The following is an 18,043-nucleotide window of genomic DNA, read 5'->3' on the forward strand; positions in this document are numbered from 1 at the left end:
ATGAGCCGGAGAAAGAATCCACCTTCATCGAACTTTAGAGGTAATAATGCCGGCGGCTTTGGCAACCCGCCTGTTCGCCACCAGTTCAAACCCGGCGGCAAGGGTGGCCCAGGACGGCCGAAGGGCATGACCTCCGCGGACGCCGCGTTGCGGAAAATGTTTGCTAGTACGGTCCAGGTTTCTCAGAATGGAGAAATTCGGGAAATGCACATGACAGAGGCCATAGTCGAGAGGCTGAAAAAGGAAATCCTCACGGGATCTCCGCGCCTGCTCGAGATGGCATTGGAGCTTGTCAAAAAGTACGGCCCGGTTGATCAAGTCGACGATGCATATGTACTCGATTTCAGCGAATTCACAGCTGAACAGCGAGTATGGCTACGGGACGTGTTCAATGGCGTTGAATATATTGACAAGCATGAACTTCGCAGGCTGCAGCAACTCGATTGTCGCGCAAAGAAACCCAAGAGCCAATAGACGCGAGGGCAGTGCAACCGCCCCTAACGAAATGACAGGGGATTCCTTCAGCAGTCCATCAATTCCGGGTCAGGCTAGACTTCCGCTTTATCAGTTTGCCTAAGGGTGTTTAAAATACTGAGGCGTACTTCGAGGCTGATGATTGCCGCAAAGATGAGGGTGGCTCTGTGCTGATCCGTCCCTGAAACTTGCGTAAACAGTAAAAACATTGCATTCTCGATCTTCGTCCATGTGCGCAGGCCGCGCCCGACCGCCGACATGAATTTTTCAGTTTGAATTTTAGGAGAATCTCTCATTTCCGACAACTCACACAATGAAACCTATACCGAAGCGGAGACAGATGCGCGGCGTGAAGCCACGTTAAAGAATCTGCTTATGACTCCGCCTAAGCCCCGTAAGTCTAGCAAGGGAAAGGGCAAGGAGTCTCGCAAGAAGTAAATGTGTTAATTACCGCTAGGGCGGAGATCTAGGGTCGTCAGGAAACGGCGTTCCTTCGTCCAATTGTAGGGACTTCAGGCATGACAATAGAAACAGCGCGTTCAAGTAATCCATCCGCACACTTTGGAACGTCTGATCATCCAAAGACTGAAACTGTATCTCCACAAAATCAGGCTGACCCTGTCGGTCGTGTGATACATGGACGCCCATTATACGACCCGCGCTTAAAACAGGCGCTGGTTCAACGGCAATAAACCATTGTCCATAGTGCTTATCGCTAGAATTACCCATAATAACGCTTCCTCCTCTCCCCTGTTTGACGGGCTGTCAAAACGTATTTAGGCGGCGAGTTTGTCAGTCCGCCGATAGGTCAGGCGCTTGCCTTCGATGCCCTTAAGAGCAACGGCGGCGCGCTCACCGTCTGTAATATCGCGGGTGTTGTAACGGAAATCGAATTCCTTGGTATAGCGGCCAAGTTGGGCTTCGCTCATATGGTGATAGACACCGATCACGCCGCGCTTGAAGATAGAAAAGAAGTTTTCAGCGGTGTTGGAGTGCTTGAAACCGCCCGTGGTGACATATTTCTTAGCGGAGTGATTGACTACGCTGTGGCCGGCAAATTCTCGGCCAACGCGGGTATATACGGTAGCTTCGTCAGTCATAAGGTGGCTGGCGCGGTGCACGTTGGTAACGATAAGGTTGCGAAGGTCTTTTGCATTGACGTTGGCAACATGGAAGCTGCGAACATGGCCTTCGCGGTCAACCAGTGCGACATCGGGCTGCTTGGCGCGAGGCTTGCGGTGTGCACGGTTCTTGGCCTTGCCGCCTACAAAGGTTTCATCGGCTTCCACAACGCGGTTAGGACCGCCTAGAGGGCCGTTACCGTTAGCACCGTCCATTGCTTCGCGGATGCGGTGGCAAAGGAACCACGCGGTCTTGTAGGTCACGCCGATGTTACGAGCGATCTGGCTGGCTGAAATGCCTTTCTTGCTGGATGCAAGCAGATGCATGGCCAGAAGCCATTTATGAAGGGGAACATGGGAGCGTTCCATTACTGTGCCAGTGCGGACCGTGAACTTGTCGCGGCAATCGTTGCACTGGAACATTCCGCGCTGCGTTTTGCCCTTCATGCGGGTAACATTGGTTGAACCACAGTGAGCGCAAAATGGCTCTCCGTTCCAGCGCGATACTTCGATATGTTTCTCGGCTGCTTTTTCGTTGTGAAAAATGGGGTCTGTGAGGTTCGTCATTGGCTGTTTTCCTTGTGATACAGCCTTATATCAAAATTGATCTGCTAAGTAAAGTATATAATTTCCTCTGGTGAAGATGTCCCGCGAAACTTCTATGCGCTGCGAGCGGCACATTATCGAAAGTCACCCAGCAACATGAAACAAGTGACCTATTAAACCGCTGAAACGGACGCGCTTTTGGGTAGAGGCGGCTCCCAAACCTATAAGTCAGATGATCAGTGCTCCTTTGCTTGCCCTTTTCGCTTTCCGGGAAAAATTGTCTAAATTCAAGAAAAGGACGTTGAAGCAACTTGATCAGGCGCGTACGAGTTACAATTCTCAACGGACCGCAGTCCTATTTTGTAAGGTGGGATGCACGACCATGCTTGGAGGACGACTATGACGGTTCTTGACGACGTGACGAAGCTCGTGATTCGGCTCGCTCCTGAGCCCATTTGCGACGATTGCATTGCCGATCGCCTAGGGCTTTCTGTTCGGCAGCACGCCAACCACAAGACTCGCGAGATTGCAGGTAAATCCGGGTTTGAACGCCGGAAGGATGTATGTTCCATCTGCGGCTTAGAAAAGCTCGTTATTCGGAAGGCAGTGAGCTGAATCATTTCCGTCAGATCAGATTCTCCCTCGCTGCGTCCGGATTACATCCGATCGCAAGCCCGCTCGGTCTGCAGCAGTATTGGCGCTGCCTAGCCTGCTGGCGGGGCGAGAATGAACCGAGGAGGCCAATCGCCTTTCGACCATTATATTATGGTTACGTGCTGCAGCTTTCGAGTAAACCTATCAGTTTATAGTTGGTATCAGGCTTCAGCCGTTTTTGTTTAGCCAGCACTAGCGGGCAGAACGGTCGTCACGCTTTGCGTAGGCCGCGAAACTATCGGCGGCGATTGGCGTCCAGATTTGACGCAGCTGAAGTTTAACTCGGGATCCATGAAGAACCGACACGCACTTCGTAGCAAGAACAACTATTCTTACGGCATGCATCAACCCACTGATGCAACAGATGGCGAAGCAGTTCGCTTTCGGCTGGCCTGGTCAGAGGTTGTCAGCCGCTTGTCCCCTCTGCTGATCAGCCGTCACGGCGAAGCACTGCTGAGCACATTTTCGCACGTCAAGATCGACGATCAGGACTTGCCGGATGTTGATGCCAGCGAAATAAAGCCTGCTGACCGGCCGTGGTTGCTTCGGGAACTGGCCGTAGCCTGTCGCAAAGGGATTGGACGAACTAAAGCTACCAATCTTGAAAAGACGATCCGATGGCTAAGCGAACTGGTCCGGTTTGACGAGACAGACGCAGCAATCGTCTGCCTGTTTGCCCGCGTTAGCCTTTTTGAAGAATGGCAAGAACTGGCGGACGCGTTGCCTGGTCATCGGGGCAACCATCTTGCCCCCGCCTCAATAGCGCCGATTATCGGATTGCGGGCGTTCGACGTTGAGCAGCGCCTGGTTGCCTCGTCACCCATTTGTCGAGCCGGCCTGGTCGAAAGGGATCCTGACGGCGAATATTCTGCCTCGAATTTCCTGCTGCGTGTCTCGAGGTCCGGGGCCCGCACCAAAAAGCAGTTGCAGCGCACGCTTATGCCTAAGGCGTCCGCTTCTTCTCTGGCATGGGACGATTTTAATCATTTGGGGATGCCTCGTGAGATAGCCGAGCGACTGGTCGCGAGCGGTGCTGGCTCCTCAATTCTTCTGTACGGGCCGCCCGGAACCGGCAAGACCGAATTCGCCAAAATTATTGCCCAGAGAACTAGGCTCACGGCGGTCTTCGCAGGCGAAGCTGACGACGAGGGGAGGGAGCCACGCCGCCACGAACGTCTGGCGCACCTGATGGCCTTGCGCGCTCTTACGCGAGGACCTGGTAAACATGTCATCGTAATGGACGAAGCCGACGACGTTCTGACACTCGACCGCGAAGATCGCGGACATAGATCAAAATTGTGGCTCAACAACCTTGTTGAGCATTGCGATACCCCGACCATCTGGATTCTCAATCAGCCGCGCAGTCTCGAGGAGTCGCTGGTAAGGCGCATGGATCTAGCAATCGAGTTCTCTCTTCCATCGATGGAAGTGCGCGAGAAAGTCATCCGCCGTCATATGCGGAAAGAACGGCTCGGACTTTCTGATCAAGCGGTCGTTACGCTTGCCAATCTGGGCGCTCCGCCAGCAATCCTGTCCTCAGCTATCAGGGGCGCAAAGCGAGCGGGTGGCGGAGAACGCGAAGCCATAGTGATCGGAGAGGAACTGGCGTTCGTTATCAGCGGACGCCGGCCTGCTCACTGCCAAATCCGCGCCGAGTATGACGCTTCTCTGTCCACCGCGAATACCGATCTGGCTGCGCTCGCTAAACAGCTTGTCGAAGCACCATCAAACCGTTGGAGCCTGCTTTTGTCCGGGCCATCAGGAACAGGAAAAACAGCATTTGCTCGTTATCTTGCTGCTGCAATCGGTATTGAGCTTATCGAGAAGCGAGGGTCGGATCTTCTCGACCCCTTTGTCGGCGGGACCGAACAAGCGATCGCTGAAGCCTTCCATTCCGCCGCGCGAAGGGGAGCCTTGCTGCTTATTGACGAGGCCGACGATTTTCTGAGCGATCGCACCGATGCACAGCGAAGCTGGGAGCGGACAATGGTCAATGGAATGCTTCGCCAGATGGAAGCTCTGAAAAGTCCCTTTATCGCTACGACGAATTATGCCGAATTGCTCGATCCCGCAAGCCAACGGCGTTTCACCATTCGCGTATCTTTTCAGGAATTGAGTGCTGACCATGCCGGAGATCTGTTCACACGCTACTTCCGTTTGTCACTTCCTGCAGACTGCCAGCCATTGGACGGACAGACGCCAGGAGATTTTGCAGTCGTTGCGGAACGTGCGCGGCTTCTCGGTATCACCGATACGCAAACGCTGGTTCGCTGGCTTCGCGATGAGGCCGAGGCGCGCGGAAACCGGCGTGGCCCAATAGGATTCTAGGTCTGCGGTGCAGGCTGAAGGCAACCGCGAAGTGCTGCGCGTTACACACTTTCATCGTTGCATTTCAATGGCAATGCTAAGTCTATCCAGATGCTCGGAGGAGCAGTATAGTACGGGAACGGGGCGACAAGAAGGGAAAGGAATTGAATAGAGCCATGCGGGAAAAGCGGGATGCCGATATTCAACGAGCCCTGAATCACGGTGCTGTCGAAACGCCATCTGTTGGCTTTTTCGAAGCTATTGTTAAACATTCGGGCCAGGCATTCAAGCACCTGGAGGCAGAGCACGGGAACCTGCCACGCACCATCTTGATCTCGCGAGGTTGATGTGAACGGACAAATGCCGCGCCAGATCGGCCTTTCAAAGTCGCGGGTTAGTGCGTTCGAGCAATGTCCACGGCGGCTTTGGCAGCAAGTACATGCAAACGGGCGCGCTGTGGTTGATAATAGGACCAGAATGAGCTTTGCAGCCGGGCATGAAGTGGGTGATCTTGCCTGTTTGCAGGTTCCGAGCGGCATAATGGTCGACGCAGAGCCCGACCTCAAAGCTGCACTGGAGCGGACGCGGGCACTGGTAGACAAGGCCGACAAGCCAATCTTTGAGGCTACTTTCGAGCATGATGGAGTGCTCGTGCGCGTCGATATTCTTGTCCCCCGGCAAACCAAAAAACAAATGTCCTGGCATATATTCGAAGTCAAAAGCTCGGGCAGTGCGAAATCCTACCATGTTGGCGATCTTGCCACCCAATTCTGGGTCATCGCGCGCTGCGGACTCAATCTGGCAAATGCTTCGATCCGTCATATCGATACCAGCTTCGTTCTCGAGAAACACGGGCATTATGAGGGAATTTTCCGCGACACCCCTCTACTGGAGGAAATCAGCGAGATCGCCGAAAACAGAAGCCGACTGGTGGATGAGATTCGGCAGGTCCTTGCAGGAGATGAGCCCGTTTGCGCGACCGGGTCGCACTGCAACTCACCTTTTGCCTGCGAATTCACGGAACATTGCGCGAGTTTCGAACCTGATGGACCGGAATGGCCGGTTTCAGAACTTCCAAATACCGGTTCACGGCTTGCCGAGAAATGGGCAGCCGAAGGCATATTCGAAATTGCCGATTTACCGCAAAACGCTGGCCTGAATGCGCTTCATAGCCGTATTCAGCAAGCGGTGCATAGCGGCAAAGCGTTCATAGATTCCGCCGGCGTCAAAAAGGCAACGGCAGATTGGGCATATCCGCGTATCTGGCTCGATTTCGAAACGATCGGATTTGCGATTCCCCGGTGGGTCGGAACATCGCCCTATGGCCAGGTGCCGTTCCAGTTCTCCGCCCATGTTGAACACCAAAACGGTGTTCTGGAGCATATCGAGGCCCTCGATCTTGCTGGCGACGATCCTCGGGAGTATATTGCAAGGCGCTTGGCGCAGTTGCCCGCAACCGGCGCGGTCATCGCTTGGAATGCAAGCTTCGAAAGACGTTGTCTACGGACTTTGGCAGATTCCTTCCCACAGTTTCACGCTGCCCTCTCCTCCCTTGCCGAAAGGACGGTTGATCTGCTGCCTGTTACAAAGGCTCACTACTACCACCGCGACCAGCGCGGCAGTTTCTCGATCAAGGCGGTCCTTCCCACGCTCTGTCCAGAACTCGCATATGACGATCTTGATGTTGCGGATGGAGGTGACGCTCAACTCGCTTATCTGGAGGCCACATCGCCTGATTGCACACCAGACCGAAAGATCGAGCTGGAGAAAGGCCTGAAAGAATATTGTGCACGGGATACCTTCGCGATGCTGGAAATTTACCGCAAGCTAGTGAGCGGTGCGTCCGATGACTGAGCGGCGCAAGGCCCCTTTTGATCGTATGCTGACCCTCGTCCGCGCGCTGGCCGATAGTGTGGAAGGTCTGACACTTGATGAAATGGCGGGTGTCCTTGGTCAACAGCGAAGGTCTGCGGAGCGTGCACGCGATACGATTGCGCTGCATTTCGATCTCGACGAGGTTGAGGATGGGCGTAAAAAGCGGTTTCGCATTCGAGATTCATTGCGGCGACATTACGTGCGTCCGACTGCCACGGAACTTGCAGCCCTGCAAACCGAAGTCCAGGCGGCCCAGAAGGCAAGCTCGCCGCGTGCACAGATACTAGAGAATCTGTTGGTGAAACTACGCGCAAGCTTTGATTCCAGTGAAAAGCACAGGCTCGATCCTGATTTTGCCGAACTGGCGAGGCTGCAGCGCACACTGGTTGGCCCGGGCGCAGTTGCGATGGTCGCGCCAGAAACGCTCGCCGCTGTGTCCGAGGCGATTATCGCCGGGCGCTGCCTGGAATTCGACTATCGGCGGGACGGGGAGGAAGAAACCGTCTGGCGCCGTGTTATCCCGCATGGACTCTTGCATGGGACGGTCAGCTATCTGGTTGGGGCATTTCCCAAAGGGGGTTTCGGTCTTGTAACGTACCGGTTGGACAGGATGTCCGACACGAAGGTGTCTGACATTGCAGGAGCAGCGCCGGAAACCTTCGATCTCGATGAATGGCTGGCAGAAAGCTTCGGCATGTTCCGCGAGCAGGCATATAAAATTAGCCTGCTTATTCTGCCAGAGGCCGCACATCGGGCCAGGTCCTGGCGCTTTCATCCCAGGCAGGAGTTGAGCGAGCTCGAGGATGGGTCGGTCAGAGTGTCCTTTGCATCCGGCGGGCTGCTCGAACTCGCAAATCATCTTTTCACGTGGGCCGGCGATCTCGCCATTGAAGCGCCCGAGGAGTTGCGGGACATTATGGCTCGGCAACTCGCTGCAGCGCAGACCGCAATCGGCTCCAATGCGATCAGTGCGTCCAAAAATGACGTATAGGCAGGATATGAGACTGGCATGAGCAATAATGAACAACGCCAACCGACTGATTCGGTACGCTTTGCGAAGCGAGAATATCTGCAGCAGGAGCAATTCTTCGCAGGCTGCGCAGAGGCTGAAACCGGTTATCGCGGTCAGGCCGTCCGGCTCATGCCGCATTGCCATGAAGCCAATTTTCACCCCGACTATCGAAAACGCATTGCCGACAGCTTTTCGTTCTCGGACGACGAGACGCAGCTGATCGGGTGGCATACACACGCAAATCATGGTGCATCATCACAAGTTTGCTGCGTGAATTTTCTTTTCCCATTCGTCGACCGGCCGGACCTACTGGGACGCTGGATTGGCCATGTACTCGGCATTAAGGGCGCTCAGCCCGAAGTCATCGAAAGACGAAACGGTGAAGATCACTACGTCGCCTTCGAGTGGTTTCCCGAGACGGATTATCTCAACGAGGCCAGCAAGGATGGAAAGCGCAGTAGAGGAAGCAATTCAACCTCGGTCGATGCCGCTGTTCGTTATCGATTGGGGGATGAGATGCGGCTGCTTCTGATCGAGTGGAAATACACCGAAAGCTATCCTTCCAGGCGAGGTTCCACAGCCATGTCAGGCGACCTGACCCGCATCGCACGTTATCAGAAAATCTGGCAGCGGCCGCACGGCCCTATCCGTGCCGATCTGGATGTCAGGCTGGAAGAGTTTTTTCTTGAACCCTGGTATCAACTGCTCCGTCAACAGATGACTGCCTATCACGCGGAAATCGATCCACTGAGCATTTTCGATCGCGCTACGCTGCTGCATATTTCGCCAAAGGACAATATCGCGTTGAGAAGTGCGAAAGGTGAACTCGCACGCTTTGGCGAGGATGCTTTCGATGTGTTTCAAGAGATGATTGATCCTGCATTTCGCGACCGCTTCATCTCGATGGACACCAGCGAAGCGTTTTCCTGTCTTCGCTCCTGGCCGGACGCAACTTGGTCACCTTGGTTGTCCCAGCGTTATCCGGTTCTCCACCCATCTTCCTCCCGCGATGATGTCAACCAATGAGCGACCTTTTCTCGGACCTCTATCGCTATCGTGAGCGCGAGAGGAAGAACAATTATGAAGACTGGCTGACCGAATGTCTCGCAGCTATTTTACGGTCCCTGCCCGCAGAGATTTTTGCGAATTTCACGTCCCGATTGACGGGCCAGTCAGCTGACGCAATTGCGGAGATACATCCCTACATTTCGATTGCCACGCAGGTGACGATTGAACGTGAGGACTTGGGGTTGCAACGGCCTGATCTGATTATCTCAATAGCCGCTCCGAAACAGGAAGAAAAACGAGAACCCAGCCAACCGTGGCTACTGTTCGAGAACAAGATAGCACATCATGTCGATGAGCAGGAATTGGAGACTGGTGACGTTGAGAGCCAGCTCCATCGATACGGGCGCTGGCTACAGAAACAGAAATTCAGTAGACTAGGACTGAAACAGTCCCTCATATTTGTAACTCATCGAACTCCGGTACCTACAGATTTCCCGGAGAGGGCTAACACTCTTACCCCCTCACCTTACGGTGATCTGGGCAGAAACCCATGCACGTGGGGCAAAATTGCGGACATGTTGAAGGAAGTCAGCAAAGACTGCGACGACCGACTTCATTTCTGCGCGCTAATTACGGCTTATCAATCATTTTTGGAGGATCATAGTATGGACGACGCTTATCCCGAATATCGAGACTTCGCGGCCCTCGCAGGCTTTGTGGAAATAGTTCAACCCTTCTCGAAACTTGTAAACGAGATGATTGGCAAACTCGACGGATTGGCACCCTTTTATGGTCGAGTCGTCTGGGCTGCAGCACATGAGGAGGAAGGCACATATAGCGCGTTTCGCTATCTCGCGAAGGACGACCGCTATGATGAACATACCTATCTGGCGACAGGTATCTGGTTCCCCGATCGCGGCGAGGGGTTATATTCGGAAGAGATTGAAAATAAGACAGGTCGGCCGATTTCATTTGCGCCAAAAGTTTACATACAGTTCGCCAATGACGTGGACGGTGAACTCACGGCTATTAAGGGAACGCCGGAGGGGGATTGGTACCGGATCAATTCCGACTTTTTCATTTTTCGTGACGTTTCCAGCTTTCTTCCTGAACCGGGTGATCGAGCAAGGGAAATTCTTGCCTGGGTCGAAACCGAAGGCGCGAAACTCAAGGCTATCCTAGCTTCTTGACTTAATCCATAACTAGGTGCTTCTGCTGTTGCGCACTCTCGCGCAGCACGTTCATCACAAGTTGCCCCGTTTTAGGGAGGGACCGAGTGAGGAGCGCCAAGCAAGCCTCGCAATCAGTTAGCGCATCGTGACCATCATAGAACCAACCGAACTGCATTCCGAGGTATTGGGCAATGCGATTTCCATTGAGAGGTGTTGCCACAAGGAATATTGGTTACAAAATGGATGGAGATTTATCGTCATCGGCAAGTTTCTGGAAAACCGCAAGGATGTCAGGCCATTTATGGGCAAGATACCGCACCATGGCGGCACTTTCCATCAGGCCCCCGACATAGCCTAATGCAAGCGTAAGATCGAGATGATCGGCGCCATAGCTTTTTTCGATTGCCCGAAATTCGCGTTCGAGATTTTCTGACTCGTGTTGCATTAAGGCAATCTGCGCTGCGCTCAAACTTTTGCCGCGGCGCTTGCGATTTTCGGCGAGCATTTGCGGTGATGTTGCTGCGACGATTGATTTTGCATAGCTTACCGAAAACCTGTTCATCGCGATCATCAGTTCGGCCGCCTCTATCTGCCGAACGGGCTTTAGGAACCGCAATTCTGTAAAAACGTGGATTGCAATATGCTTGTTCTTGAGCAGAGCTACCGCTTCGGGACAAATCCCGGTGAGCAGATTGCGCTTGGTGCGGATGTTGGAGATATTGACATTCAGCGCCTTGGCGAGGCGTTCTTCCGAAACGCCTTTCCGAACCGCATTGAGGATCATCTTGTGTTCCTGAATGATAGCCATGCGACTAATGCGCTTATTGTATGTGTAAGCTTCATCTTCCTTAGCCACGAGGCAGATGACCTCGGTCTCGCCGCGTTCACGCAAAATGGCAAGACGAAGATGCCCATCGAGAAGCGCAAAATTGTCGGGATCATCAGCCGACCGGACCACCACGGGCGCCTCGATAATTCCGACCTCGGCAATCGACGCTGCAATCTGTGCGTATTTAACCGACATTTTGATCCTGTCCGTCACCGCTCGCAACGGCAATATGCTGGTTATAGGAATACACAGGCTGGTTTCCTCAAACCCCAGATCAGGCTTCAATTGATCCTTGCGCATCGTTTTTCCTTTCCGGTTGTGCCATACGCTCCGTGATCCCGGAAGGAAGATGATAGAGGTCCTCGTCTTCTGCCAGTGCCAGAAAACCTTCATCGTCGCTGAGCCGGCTTATGCTCTGCACGATTAGCATGAGTTGATCATGTGCATTGCGTGCGCGCTTTATCAGCGCACTTTTGCGAGCTACATCTTCCTCGTAAACTTTGATCAATTTTGCCGTTGTCATCCTTGGCGAAGCGCGATTGGACGAACCTTCCACGCACTTACCGCGCCGTTTGCGAAGCTCGATTAATCGTTTGGCGGCAAGCAGCTTTTTGCCCTTTAACAATCCATTCTCATAGGCCTCGTGGAGAGCACGCTGGATGCCTTCGTCATCGGCTTCGGCAATATCGATCGCTACCGATAATGGGATCGTGCGTGCTTCCACTGACTGGAGCAATCGCTGCTCGCCTTTGTTGAGCAAATGCGTGACGCCATGTACATACTCCATTGAGAGCCCGGTTTTGCGGGCAATATCAGCCAACGAGTTTCCTCGTGTTTGCATGGCACCAATGTCCTTCAATAAATCTATCGCCTTATGGTGACGCCGCGCACAATTCTCGACAAGGCTCGCAATCAGACAATCTTCGGGATCGGCTTCCACAACCATTGCCGGTACGAGGCTGTGTCCAAGAGCCTGATAGGCCTCCAAACGGCCCTGTCCGCAAACCAGATCGAACCACTCACCATCCGCCTCGGTTCGTCTTGTTACGGTGATGGGGCGTTTGAGGCCGATCTTAGCGATACTGTCGACGATTTCCTTGAATATGGGTTGATTGCGATCGCGTGGATTGACGATGTTGACCCGGTCAATGGGCAGCCATTCTATCGACTGGGCGTTTGAGACTCCGCTCATGCAGCCTTCCGCAACGCCGCGCGGCGGAATATATCAAAACACAGGTCAAGTGTTTTACGTCGATAAGCATCCAGCCCCAGACCGTTATGCTCGCAAAGAGTCAGAATCGCGTCAGCAATTGCGATTTTAGGGATCACATAATAATCAAGCGCTTGGACGTTGGCCGCATCCATCCGGATCAACAGGGTCAGATCGACCGCTGCGCGATTATCCAGCCGAAGTTTCCAGCGCAGGGACCCTGCACCGGTTTGCATGCACCGTGCAATGCTGACCGATAACCGGACCTGGTTGTTCAGAGTCAATATCGATTCAGCATCATTTTCATCGACCCGGTTTCCTCTTCGACGCAGGCCTGTCATGCAAGACTCTAAAATTTGCGGGTACATTGCGTTTAGTGAGCGATTGATCTGAATATACCGATAATCGTGATCGGGCTTGAACCCGACTAAGGCATAGGCCCTTAAGAGACTTCCAAACCGCGACCGATAGCAACCACTGGAGGGCGAATCGTCATATTCGTCGATTATGAGCCCAGTCAGCGATCCGTTGCCAGCTAGGATCACTCGCAGCTGATCGAGCATGGCGTCATCGCTCCAACTTGCCGAGCGTGCCTCGATAATCGCTTTTGCGGCATTGAATTTGGACTGCTCGATTACGGGACTGAATGCGTTATCGCAGCGTATCCATTCGTCGGGAGAAATCTGTCTATGAGCCTGCTTCAGTTTGAACGATGTCCGCCCCCAGACATTATGGCCGACATATTTTTCATTGATAAGCATATGATGGATAATAGCCCGGTTCCAATTTCGGTCACCTTCGGACCGGACATCTCGGCGATTAAGGTCACTCGCAATTTCGTTCTCGGTCTCGCCTGCGACAAAACGACTGAATATCTCCCGAACTATTGCCTGTTCGGATTCTGGGCCCGGTTCCAGCAAAACCCGATCGGTCTGAATACTTTTATGTTCGCCAGCTCCAAGCTCTCCCTTACGTTCACCATCCTGATTGACGAGCACACGCCTTAAGCCAAAACCCGCCTGACCACCCTGACGAAAGCCCAGACGGATGAGATTGGCCTGGCCGGCAAAAACCTTGACCGACAGTTCGCGGCTATATTCACCGGCCATCGCGCGCTTTACCGTTTTAATGATTGAGGAACCTATACTGCCGTCATTTTCGAACTGCTCTGCGCAATAATGGACAACCACGCCCGCGCGGCGACAGCTCAGTTCATAACTGGCAGCTTCGTCGGGATCCTGGAAACGCCCCCAGCGACTGACATCGTAGACCAGTACGGCTTCAAAGTCCGCAGCACCCGATTGAATGTCTTGCAGCAAGAGTTGCAAAGCGCCGCGTCCGGCAATGTTGAGCCCGCTTTTTCCATCATCAGCATAGGTTTTAACGATGACGTAGCCACGTGCTTCAGCATATTTAGCTAGCGCCTCGGCCTGGTTGTCGGTCGAATATTGCTGATGCTCGGTGGACATGCGGACATATTGGGCGGCGCGTTTGCATGTTTGCTCGGCTTGGGCCGTGTCACGGTCTCCGCTGCGTCCCTCTCGATCCCATTTGATGATCATAAACCAATCCCGATAAACAAAAAGAATCAACGCTTCGGCTCTATTTTGTGCCTAACGCAAAAGGAGTGGAAACATGGTTCTGAATAAGGGCACCAAAGTGCCATTTCCGTTAAATCACGATGATGCATCCTATGCCAAAGCAATATCGGAGGCTCTCATTTGTGATGTGGGCGCAACCGCCAGATCTGCGAAAACGATCATGAAGTGGGCTAATGTATCGAACCGGACCGCCAGAAACTGGCTTAGCGCGGACAAAGCACCGGGCGGCTTGAATCTTCTTTTACTCGCGCGACATTCGCCGTCGGTATGGGAGGTCGTGCTCTCCATCAGTAGTCATGAGGAAGCGCTTCTTGTAAATGACCTGCATGCTGCCGAGGTCGCTTTATCGCGGGCATTGGGGCATCTCGAGCGGCTAAAACGAGGGTTTGATAGATCGCGAACCCAGGCCGACAATTCAAAAGATGGTAATATGAACCGCGCATCAGTCTTTACCGGCGACAAGGAAGGCAAGTTGTAGGTAGTGGCATCATGTCCTGCAAAGTGATGATCAATCAAGCAGCCAACTGGTATGTGAATGGTAGAATTCAAACAATTCGCCATATAGCGCAGTACCCGTGGCGCCGCAGTATTTAGGCTAACCTCATTCCTGTACCTTTCTCGCAGTGCACAGAAATCCAGGCATTTTTCAACATTAATGAAGCCGATATACTTGTGGACATTTCGTCTGTCGCGGCATTAACTGGCACATTCAGGCAAGGTCTCTTCATTTGATCTGGCTCTTTCCAAGGAACTAACATGGAACCCGACCAGACTATGAGCAACTCGCTCGATCGACGCATCGCCCTGCTAATTGATGCAGAAAACGTCTCGCATACAAAAGTCGTGGCAATGCTCGCGGAATTATCAAAATATGGTACGGCCAATATCCGCCGTGCTTATGGTGACTGGGCGAGTTCCGGCTTAAAAGGCTGGAAGACCAAACTTCACGAATTTGCGATCCGCCCAATTCAACAATTCAGCTATTCGACCGGTAAAAATGCCACGGATATTGCGCTGGTCATCGATGCAATGGAATTGCTTTACACCCAAAAGCTTGACGCTTTTTGCATCGCGTCCAGCGACGCAGATTTTACACCGCTCATCATGCAGCTCAAAGCCAACGGGCATGAAGTATATGGTTTCGGTGAACGCAAGACACCTGAGCCGTTTATCAATGCTTGCACAACCTTCCTTTTTCTGGACAGCCTCGACGATGCTGTCAGTTGCGATGCCGGAGACAAAAGCTCGGCAAAAGTAGCGAATGCTTCCAAGGTGAAGGGAAAGCGAATTCCAAAAAAGCCCGCAAAGGCAGGGGCCATTCCACCTGAAGCTCTCGCTGCGCCGCTTTCGCAGGATACGACGCTTGTCACCATCTTGCGCGGAGCCGTCGAAGCTTCTGCTCATGACGATGGTTGGGCCGCAATGTCGGCAGCGGGGAGCGCTGTGAAACGACAGGCGCCGATCGACCCTCGAAACTATGGCGTGAAGAACTTTCCCGGTCTTTTTGAGGCAACTGGTCTATTCGAAATCTTCAAAGCGGAAAGCGGTCAAAGCTACGTTGCGGACAAACGCAACACTGATCGTTTACCCCGTCCAGACCGTTAAATTGACATCAGCATTTCTGCTTTCGCCCGAGAGCATTCGTTCCATTTTTAAGTTGCAAGGAAAAGAAACGCTCGATCAAGGCAAGCCTCCGGAAGTGACAATCACCGACTGGATCGATGATGTCCGGAAGCCAGCTAATGAGAACCGCTTCAAGCGTGCTTAATAGGGCAATGGAGGGCCGCAAAAAAGCGGTCAAAAGCCACGGGACGCGGATGAAAGAGAGCTATTCGACGATTTGGTTGAATATGTGTGTCACAATTGACCTCAAACGCTACTGCAATGTTCCATAACGATTACAATGTTTTAATGCTAGAGAAGCGGCTTCCTTTGCTTCTTCAATCAGATCCGGGTTTGCCAGTATGTTGCCGGAATGGGTTTTAGATCTACCGATTCGGATGGCTTGCAAAATCTATAACATTAGGAAGCTTGTTAAGTCTCAGCTCGGCCTCCTAGGTGACGAAGCAGTGAATTAAGCAAAAAGGGGGGGGCACGGAAAATAGATCGAGACAAGCTTTGCTCTCCTGTTTTATGTTCTTGAAAGAGTTGAAATCGGAAAATGGAGGGCAATTTGAAGTTTCCAGGATATTGGGTCACATCTGAGCAGGGGCAAATAGAGGTGAAGTTCGGGGAATTTGACGATACCGAATTATCGGATCATTCAAATTGGACCGAAGCTTGGCAAAATGAGGACCCATCAGCCCCTCATGGGTTTATTGACCCATTGATGATGCTCCATGATGTAAGCACGAAAATTGCAGGCAAGCCGAGTGACGATGATCTCAAAGTGGCGAGGGAAAAATTCAGTTCAGGCTCCTCTTGTCCAGTTAATTCACTTGAGGATTTGGCCAGATTGATCCAGCTAGCCGTCCCAAATGCCAAGCGGATGCCATGAATGTGAAGTTTTCATCAGTTGAAATTCCGAGTGATCAACATCCGTTTGACTGGCTGATTGCATTAGACTCCGCCTATGCCAGCACTCCACTTTCAAAATGGGATGAAAGGTATAGTAATCCTTTCCTGACAGAATTTGCGAAGTTTTATGCGTAATGGGCGCACGCATATGATTCTCTTGCAGATGTCGTGGTATTGGTTGCGTAATGGACTTGCTGTCATAAATCAAAGCGCTTCTATAGTCTTCAGAAGCTTGACCGACGCAGTTCCTTCATGGGCGGATTGCCTTGGACCTGTGGAAAGTATCAAAGGCCAACAAAAAGGGGAAATGGCTCTCGCCGTTACTTCAATTAAATCTGTTAGATTTGTGCTTGGATCACGTAGCGGATTTTCCTCATATCCTCCTGCAGGTCCGGTTGGGGAGCAAGGTCAGAACGAATAATAAGAATGGAAACCTGTGAATGACCAACAAAATAGATCTAACTTTGATTCCAGCTGATATTATCGCTGAAATCCGGGCCACAGCTAAAGCCGTCTGGCCCAATATTCGCGAACTGCAGGATGAATTAATCGAAGCAGAATTGAATGGGTACCTGGCATTCCATTCCGCCGATTTCGGCGCGGCTCAACCTGCCAAAGCGTCAATAGTTGCTGGAGCAATGGACCCCGGCCTAACCTGGGAAGAGCGGGCTTCTGAGTTACAGGGTCAAATTGCGGCCTATTCCGAAATTCAGGCATTAGACACAATGGACATCCCATCTGAAATCTTCGCGGAAATGAAGCGTAAGGCGGATTGCTCAGGTGTGGGTTACTATGATGTTGAGCTCGATGAACTCAATGCAGCGATCGATGGCTATCGCTATGTGTATCGGGACCGCGAGAAGGTCAGGCCCATCCTCGATCTCTTGGTGCGCATGGAAGAAATCATCGGGCGGGAATGCTACCAGAATTATCGCACTAACCACAACATCTGGGGGGAATGGTATGAATCCGGAAAGGGCCATTCTTCATTCCGTGATCTGGTAACATTCATCCAAGACGGCAAGGCTCAGAAACATCAATCTGATGTTGCTGATCTTCAACGCGAAAAACTTGTCGATGGTCTTTTCGAATTAGATACAAACGCATTGAGTATCTTCCGAGCCATGACACGCGTGATCGAAATGCTTGAAGCGGATTATGGTTTTGAGAGGCCAACGGCGGTCCGTTGAAACAAACTAGCATTGCATTCCTGCGTATCCGCACTCGCAAGCGGCGCAAGAGCAGGCGATCCGACCAATCACGTCAATTGATCTGTCAATATCACCTTTCCGAGCTTTAAAGCCGTTTTTATGCTGTTATTTGGGCTATAGTCGACGTGGCTATAAGCATAATTCTCAACCTCATTAATTTCAATTAAATGCTGACTTATGGAATGAATTAGTGTAAATTAAATGCTATAGATAGAGGCTGGAAAGTGCTTAATTTATGTATTTAGTGATCACAAGTTGCACAAACCGGAAGCGGAAGTCCATTTCAAATGATCTTCATTTTTCGGAATTGTCGGAAGGTGATCTTGAGTCAGTTGCGGAGACTTGGTGCACGCTTCTGCGCAAGGCGTCGGCCGAATATGAGGCTGCAGAAATCTATGGCGGTCGCTCATTCCAAGATTCGGTCCGGGCTGTCCGTCGTCAGATAATTTGAGACATATGGCGGTTTAAAATAAGCGAGTATTTGGTTCCATCTGGTTGGTTGATAC

16 protein-coding genes are annotated in these 18,043 nt (G+C 52.2%); 11 read left to right on the forward strand and 5 right to left on the reverse strand.

All coding sequences use genetic code 11. The features are described from left to right. Positions 1 to 474, forward strand: coding sequence for a DUF5681 domain-containing protein (locus tag V7650_RS10925; protein ID WP_335656278.1), 474 nt, complete (start codon positions 1 to 3; stop codon positions 472 to 474). Between the two features lie 74 nt (positions 475 to 548). Here V7650_RS10925 and V7650_RS10930 read toward each other — a convergent pair whose 3' ends face one another. Together V7650_RS10930 and V7650_RS10935 are read right to left on the reverse strand one after the other, a co-directional pair. After that, the gene (locus tag V7650_RS10930) at positions 549 to 770 is read right to left on the reverse strand and encodes a hypothetical protein (RefSeq protein WP_335656279.1); all 222 of its coding nucleotides are present in this window, start codon (positions 768 to 770) and stop codon (positions 549 to 551) included. Between the two features lie 480 nt (positions 771 to 1,250). After that, complete coding sequence (locus tag V7650_RS10935; RefSeq protein WP_335656280.1) at positions 1,251 to 2,162, reverse strand: IS1595 family transposase; 912 nt, start codon at positions 2,160 to 2,162, stop codon at positions 1,251 to 1,253. Positions 2,163 to 2,540: 378 nt separating this feature from the next. Between V7650_RS10935 and V7650_RS10940 the strand changes: the two genes are divergently transcribed. The 6 genes from V7650_RS10940 to V7650_RS10965 all read left to right on the forward strand — a co-directional run bounded on the left by V7650_RS10940 (position 2,541) and on the right by V7650_RS10965 (position 10,187). Beyond that, positions 2,541 to 2,756 (forward strand): hypothetical protein, encoded by a 216-nt coding sequence (locus tag V7650_RS10940; protein ID WP_335656281.1) that lies wholly within the window; start codon positions 2,541 to 2,543, stop codon positions 2,754 to 2,756. A gap of 300 nt (positions 2,757 to 3,056) precedes the next feature. Next, entirely contained in the window at positions 3,057 to 5,123 is a 2,067-nt protein-coding gene (locus V7650_RS10945) for an AAA family ATPase (RefSeq protein ID WP_335656282.1), read from the forward strand. A gap of 456 nt (positions 5,124 to 5,579) precedes the next feature. Next, positions 5,580 to 6,956 (forward strand): DUF2779 domain-containing protein, encoded by a 1,377-nt coding sequence (locus tag V7650_RS10950; RefSeq protein WP_335656283.1) that lies wholly within the window; start codon positions 5,580 to 5,582, stop codon positions 6,954 to 6,956. Next, positions 6,949 to 7,968 (forward strand): helix-turn-helix transcriptional regulator, encoded by a 1,020-nt coding sequence (locus V7650_RS10955; RefSeq protein ID WP_335656284.1) that lies wholly within the window; start codon positions 6,949 to 6,951, stop codon positions 7,966 to 7,968. The genes V7650_RS10950 and V7650_RS10955 overlap by 8 nt, the downstream gene beginning before the upstream one ends. A gap of 18 nt (positions 7,969 to 7,986) precedes the next feature. Beyond that, positions 7,987 to 9,015 (forward strand): PGN_0703 family putative restriction endonuclease, encoded by a 1,029-nt coding sequence (locus V7650_RS10960; protein ID WP_335656285.1) that lies wholly within the window; start codon positions 7,987 to 7,989, stop codon positions 9,013 to 9,015. Further along, positions 9,012 to 10,187, forward strand: a complete 1,176-nt coding sequence (locus tag V7650_RS10965) for a hypothetical protein (protein ID WP_335656286.1) — start codon at positions 9,012 to 9,014, stop codon at positions 10,185 to 10,187. Before V7650_RS10960 ends, V7650_RS10965 begins: the two co-directional genes overlap by 4 nt. A 214-nt stretch (positions 10,188 to 10,401) precedes the next feature. Here the strand turns inward: V7650_RS10965 and V7650_RS10970 are convergent, their stop codons facing one another. The 3 genes from V7650_RS10970 to V7650_RS10980 are packed head-to-tail and all read right to left on the reverse strand — an operon-like array spanning position 10,402 to position 13,770. After that, positions 10,402 to 11,298: a plasmid partitioning protein RepB C-terminal domain-containing protein gene (locus V7650_RS10970; RefSeq protein WP_335656287.1), complete on the reverse strand. Its 897-nt coding sequence runs from the start codon at positions 11,296 to 11,298 to the stop codon at positions 10,402 to 10,404. Further along, positions 11,273 to 12,190 (reverse strand): plasmid partitioning protein RepB C-terminal domain-containing protein, encoded by a 918-nt coding sequence (locus V7650_RS10975; RefSeq protein ID WP_335656288.1) that lies wholly within the window; start codon positions 12,188 to 12,190, stop codon positions 11,273 to 11,275. The genes V7650_RS10970 and V7650_RS10975 overlap by 26 nt, the downstream gene beginning before the upstream one ends. Then, positions 12,187 to 13,770, reverse strand: coding sequence for a recombinase family protein (locus tag V7650_RS10980; RefSeq protein ID WP_335656289.1), 1,584 nt, complete (start codon positions 13,768 to 13,770; stop codon positions 12,187 to 12,189). The genes V7650_RS10975 and V7650_RS10980 overlap by 4 nt, the downstream gene beginning before the upstream one ends. 73 nt (positions 13,771 to 13,843) lie before the next feature. Here V7650_RS10980 and V7650_RS10985 point away from each other — a divergent pair, with 73 nt between their 5' ends. From V7650_RS10985 to V7650_RS11000, 4 genes are all read left to right on the forward strand, one after another. Next, positions 13,844 to 14,287: a hypothetical protein gene (locus V7650_RS10985; RefSeq protein WP_335656290.1), complete on the forward strand. Its 444-nt coding sequence runs from the start codon at positions 13,844 to 13,846 to the stop codon at positions 14,285 to 14,287. A 278-nt stretch (positions 14,288 to 14,565) separates the two neighbouring features. Next, entirely contained in the window at positions 14,566 to 15,414 is an 849-nt protein-coding gene (locus tag V7650_RS10990; RefSeq protein ID WP_335656291.1) for an NYN domain-containing protein, read from the forward strand. Positions 15,415 to 15,970: 556 nt separating this feature from the next. Beyond that, the gene (locus tag V7650_RS10995) at positions 15,971 to 16,306 is read left to right on the forward strand and encodes a hypothetical protein (protein WP_335656292.1); all 336 of its coding nucleotides are present in this window, start codon (positions 15,971 to 15,973) and stop codon (positions 16,304 to 16,306) included. Positions 16,307 to 16,766: 460 nt separating this feature from the next. Then, positions 16,767 to 17,516 carry a hypothetical protein gene (locus V7650_RS11000; protein ID WP_335656293.1) on the forward strand — a complete coding sequence of 250 codons (750 nt, stop codon included), beginning with the start codon at positions 16,767 to 16,769 and terminating at the stop codon, positions 17,514 to 17,516. The last annotated feature ends 527 nt before the right edge of the window (positions 17,517 to 18,043 follow it).

It is taken from the genome of Parasphingorhabdus sp. (assembly GCF_036964565.1).
Classification (GTDB): Bacteria; Pseudomonadota; Alphaproteobacteria; order Sphingomonadales; family Sphingomonadaceae; genus Parasphingorhabdus.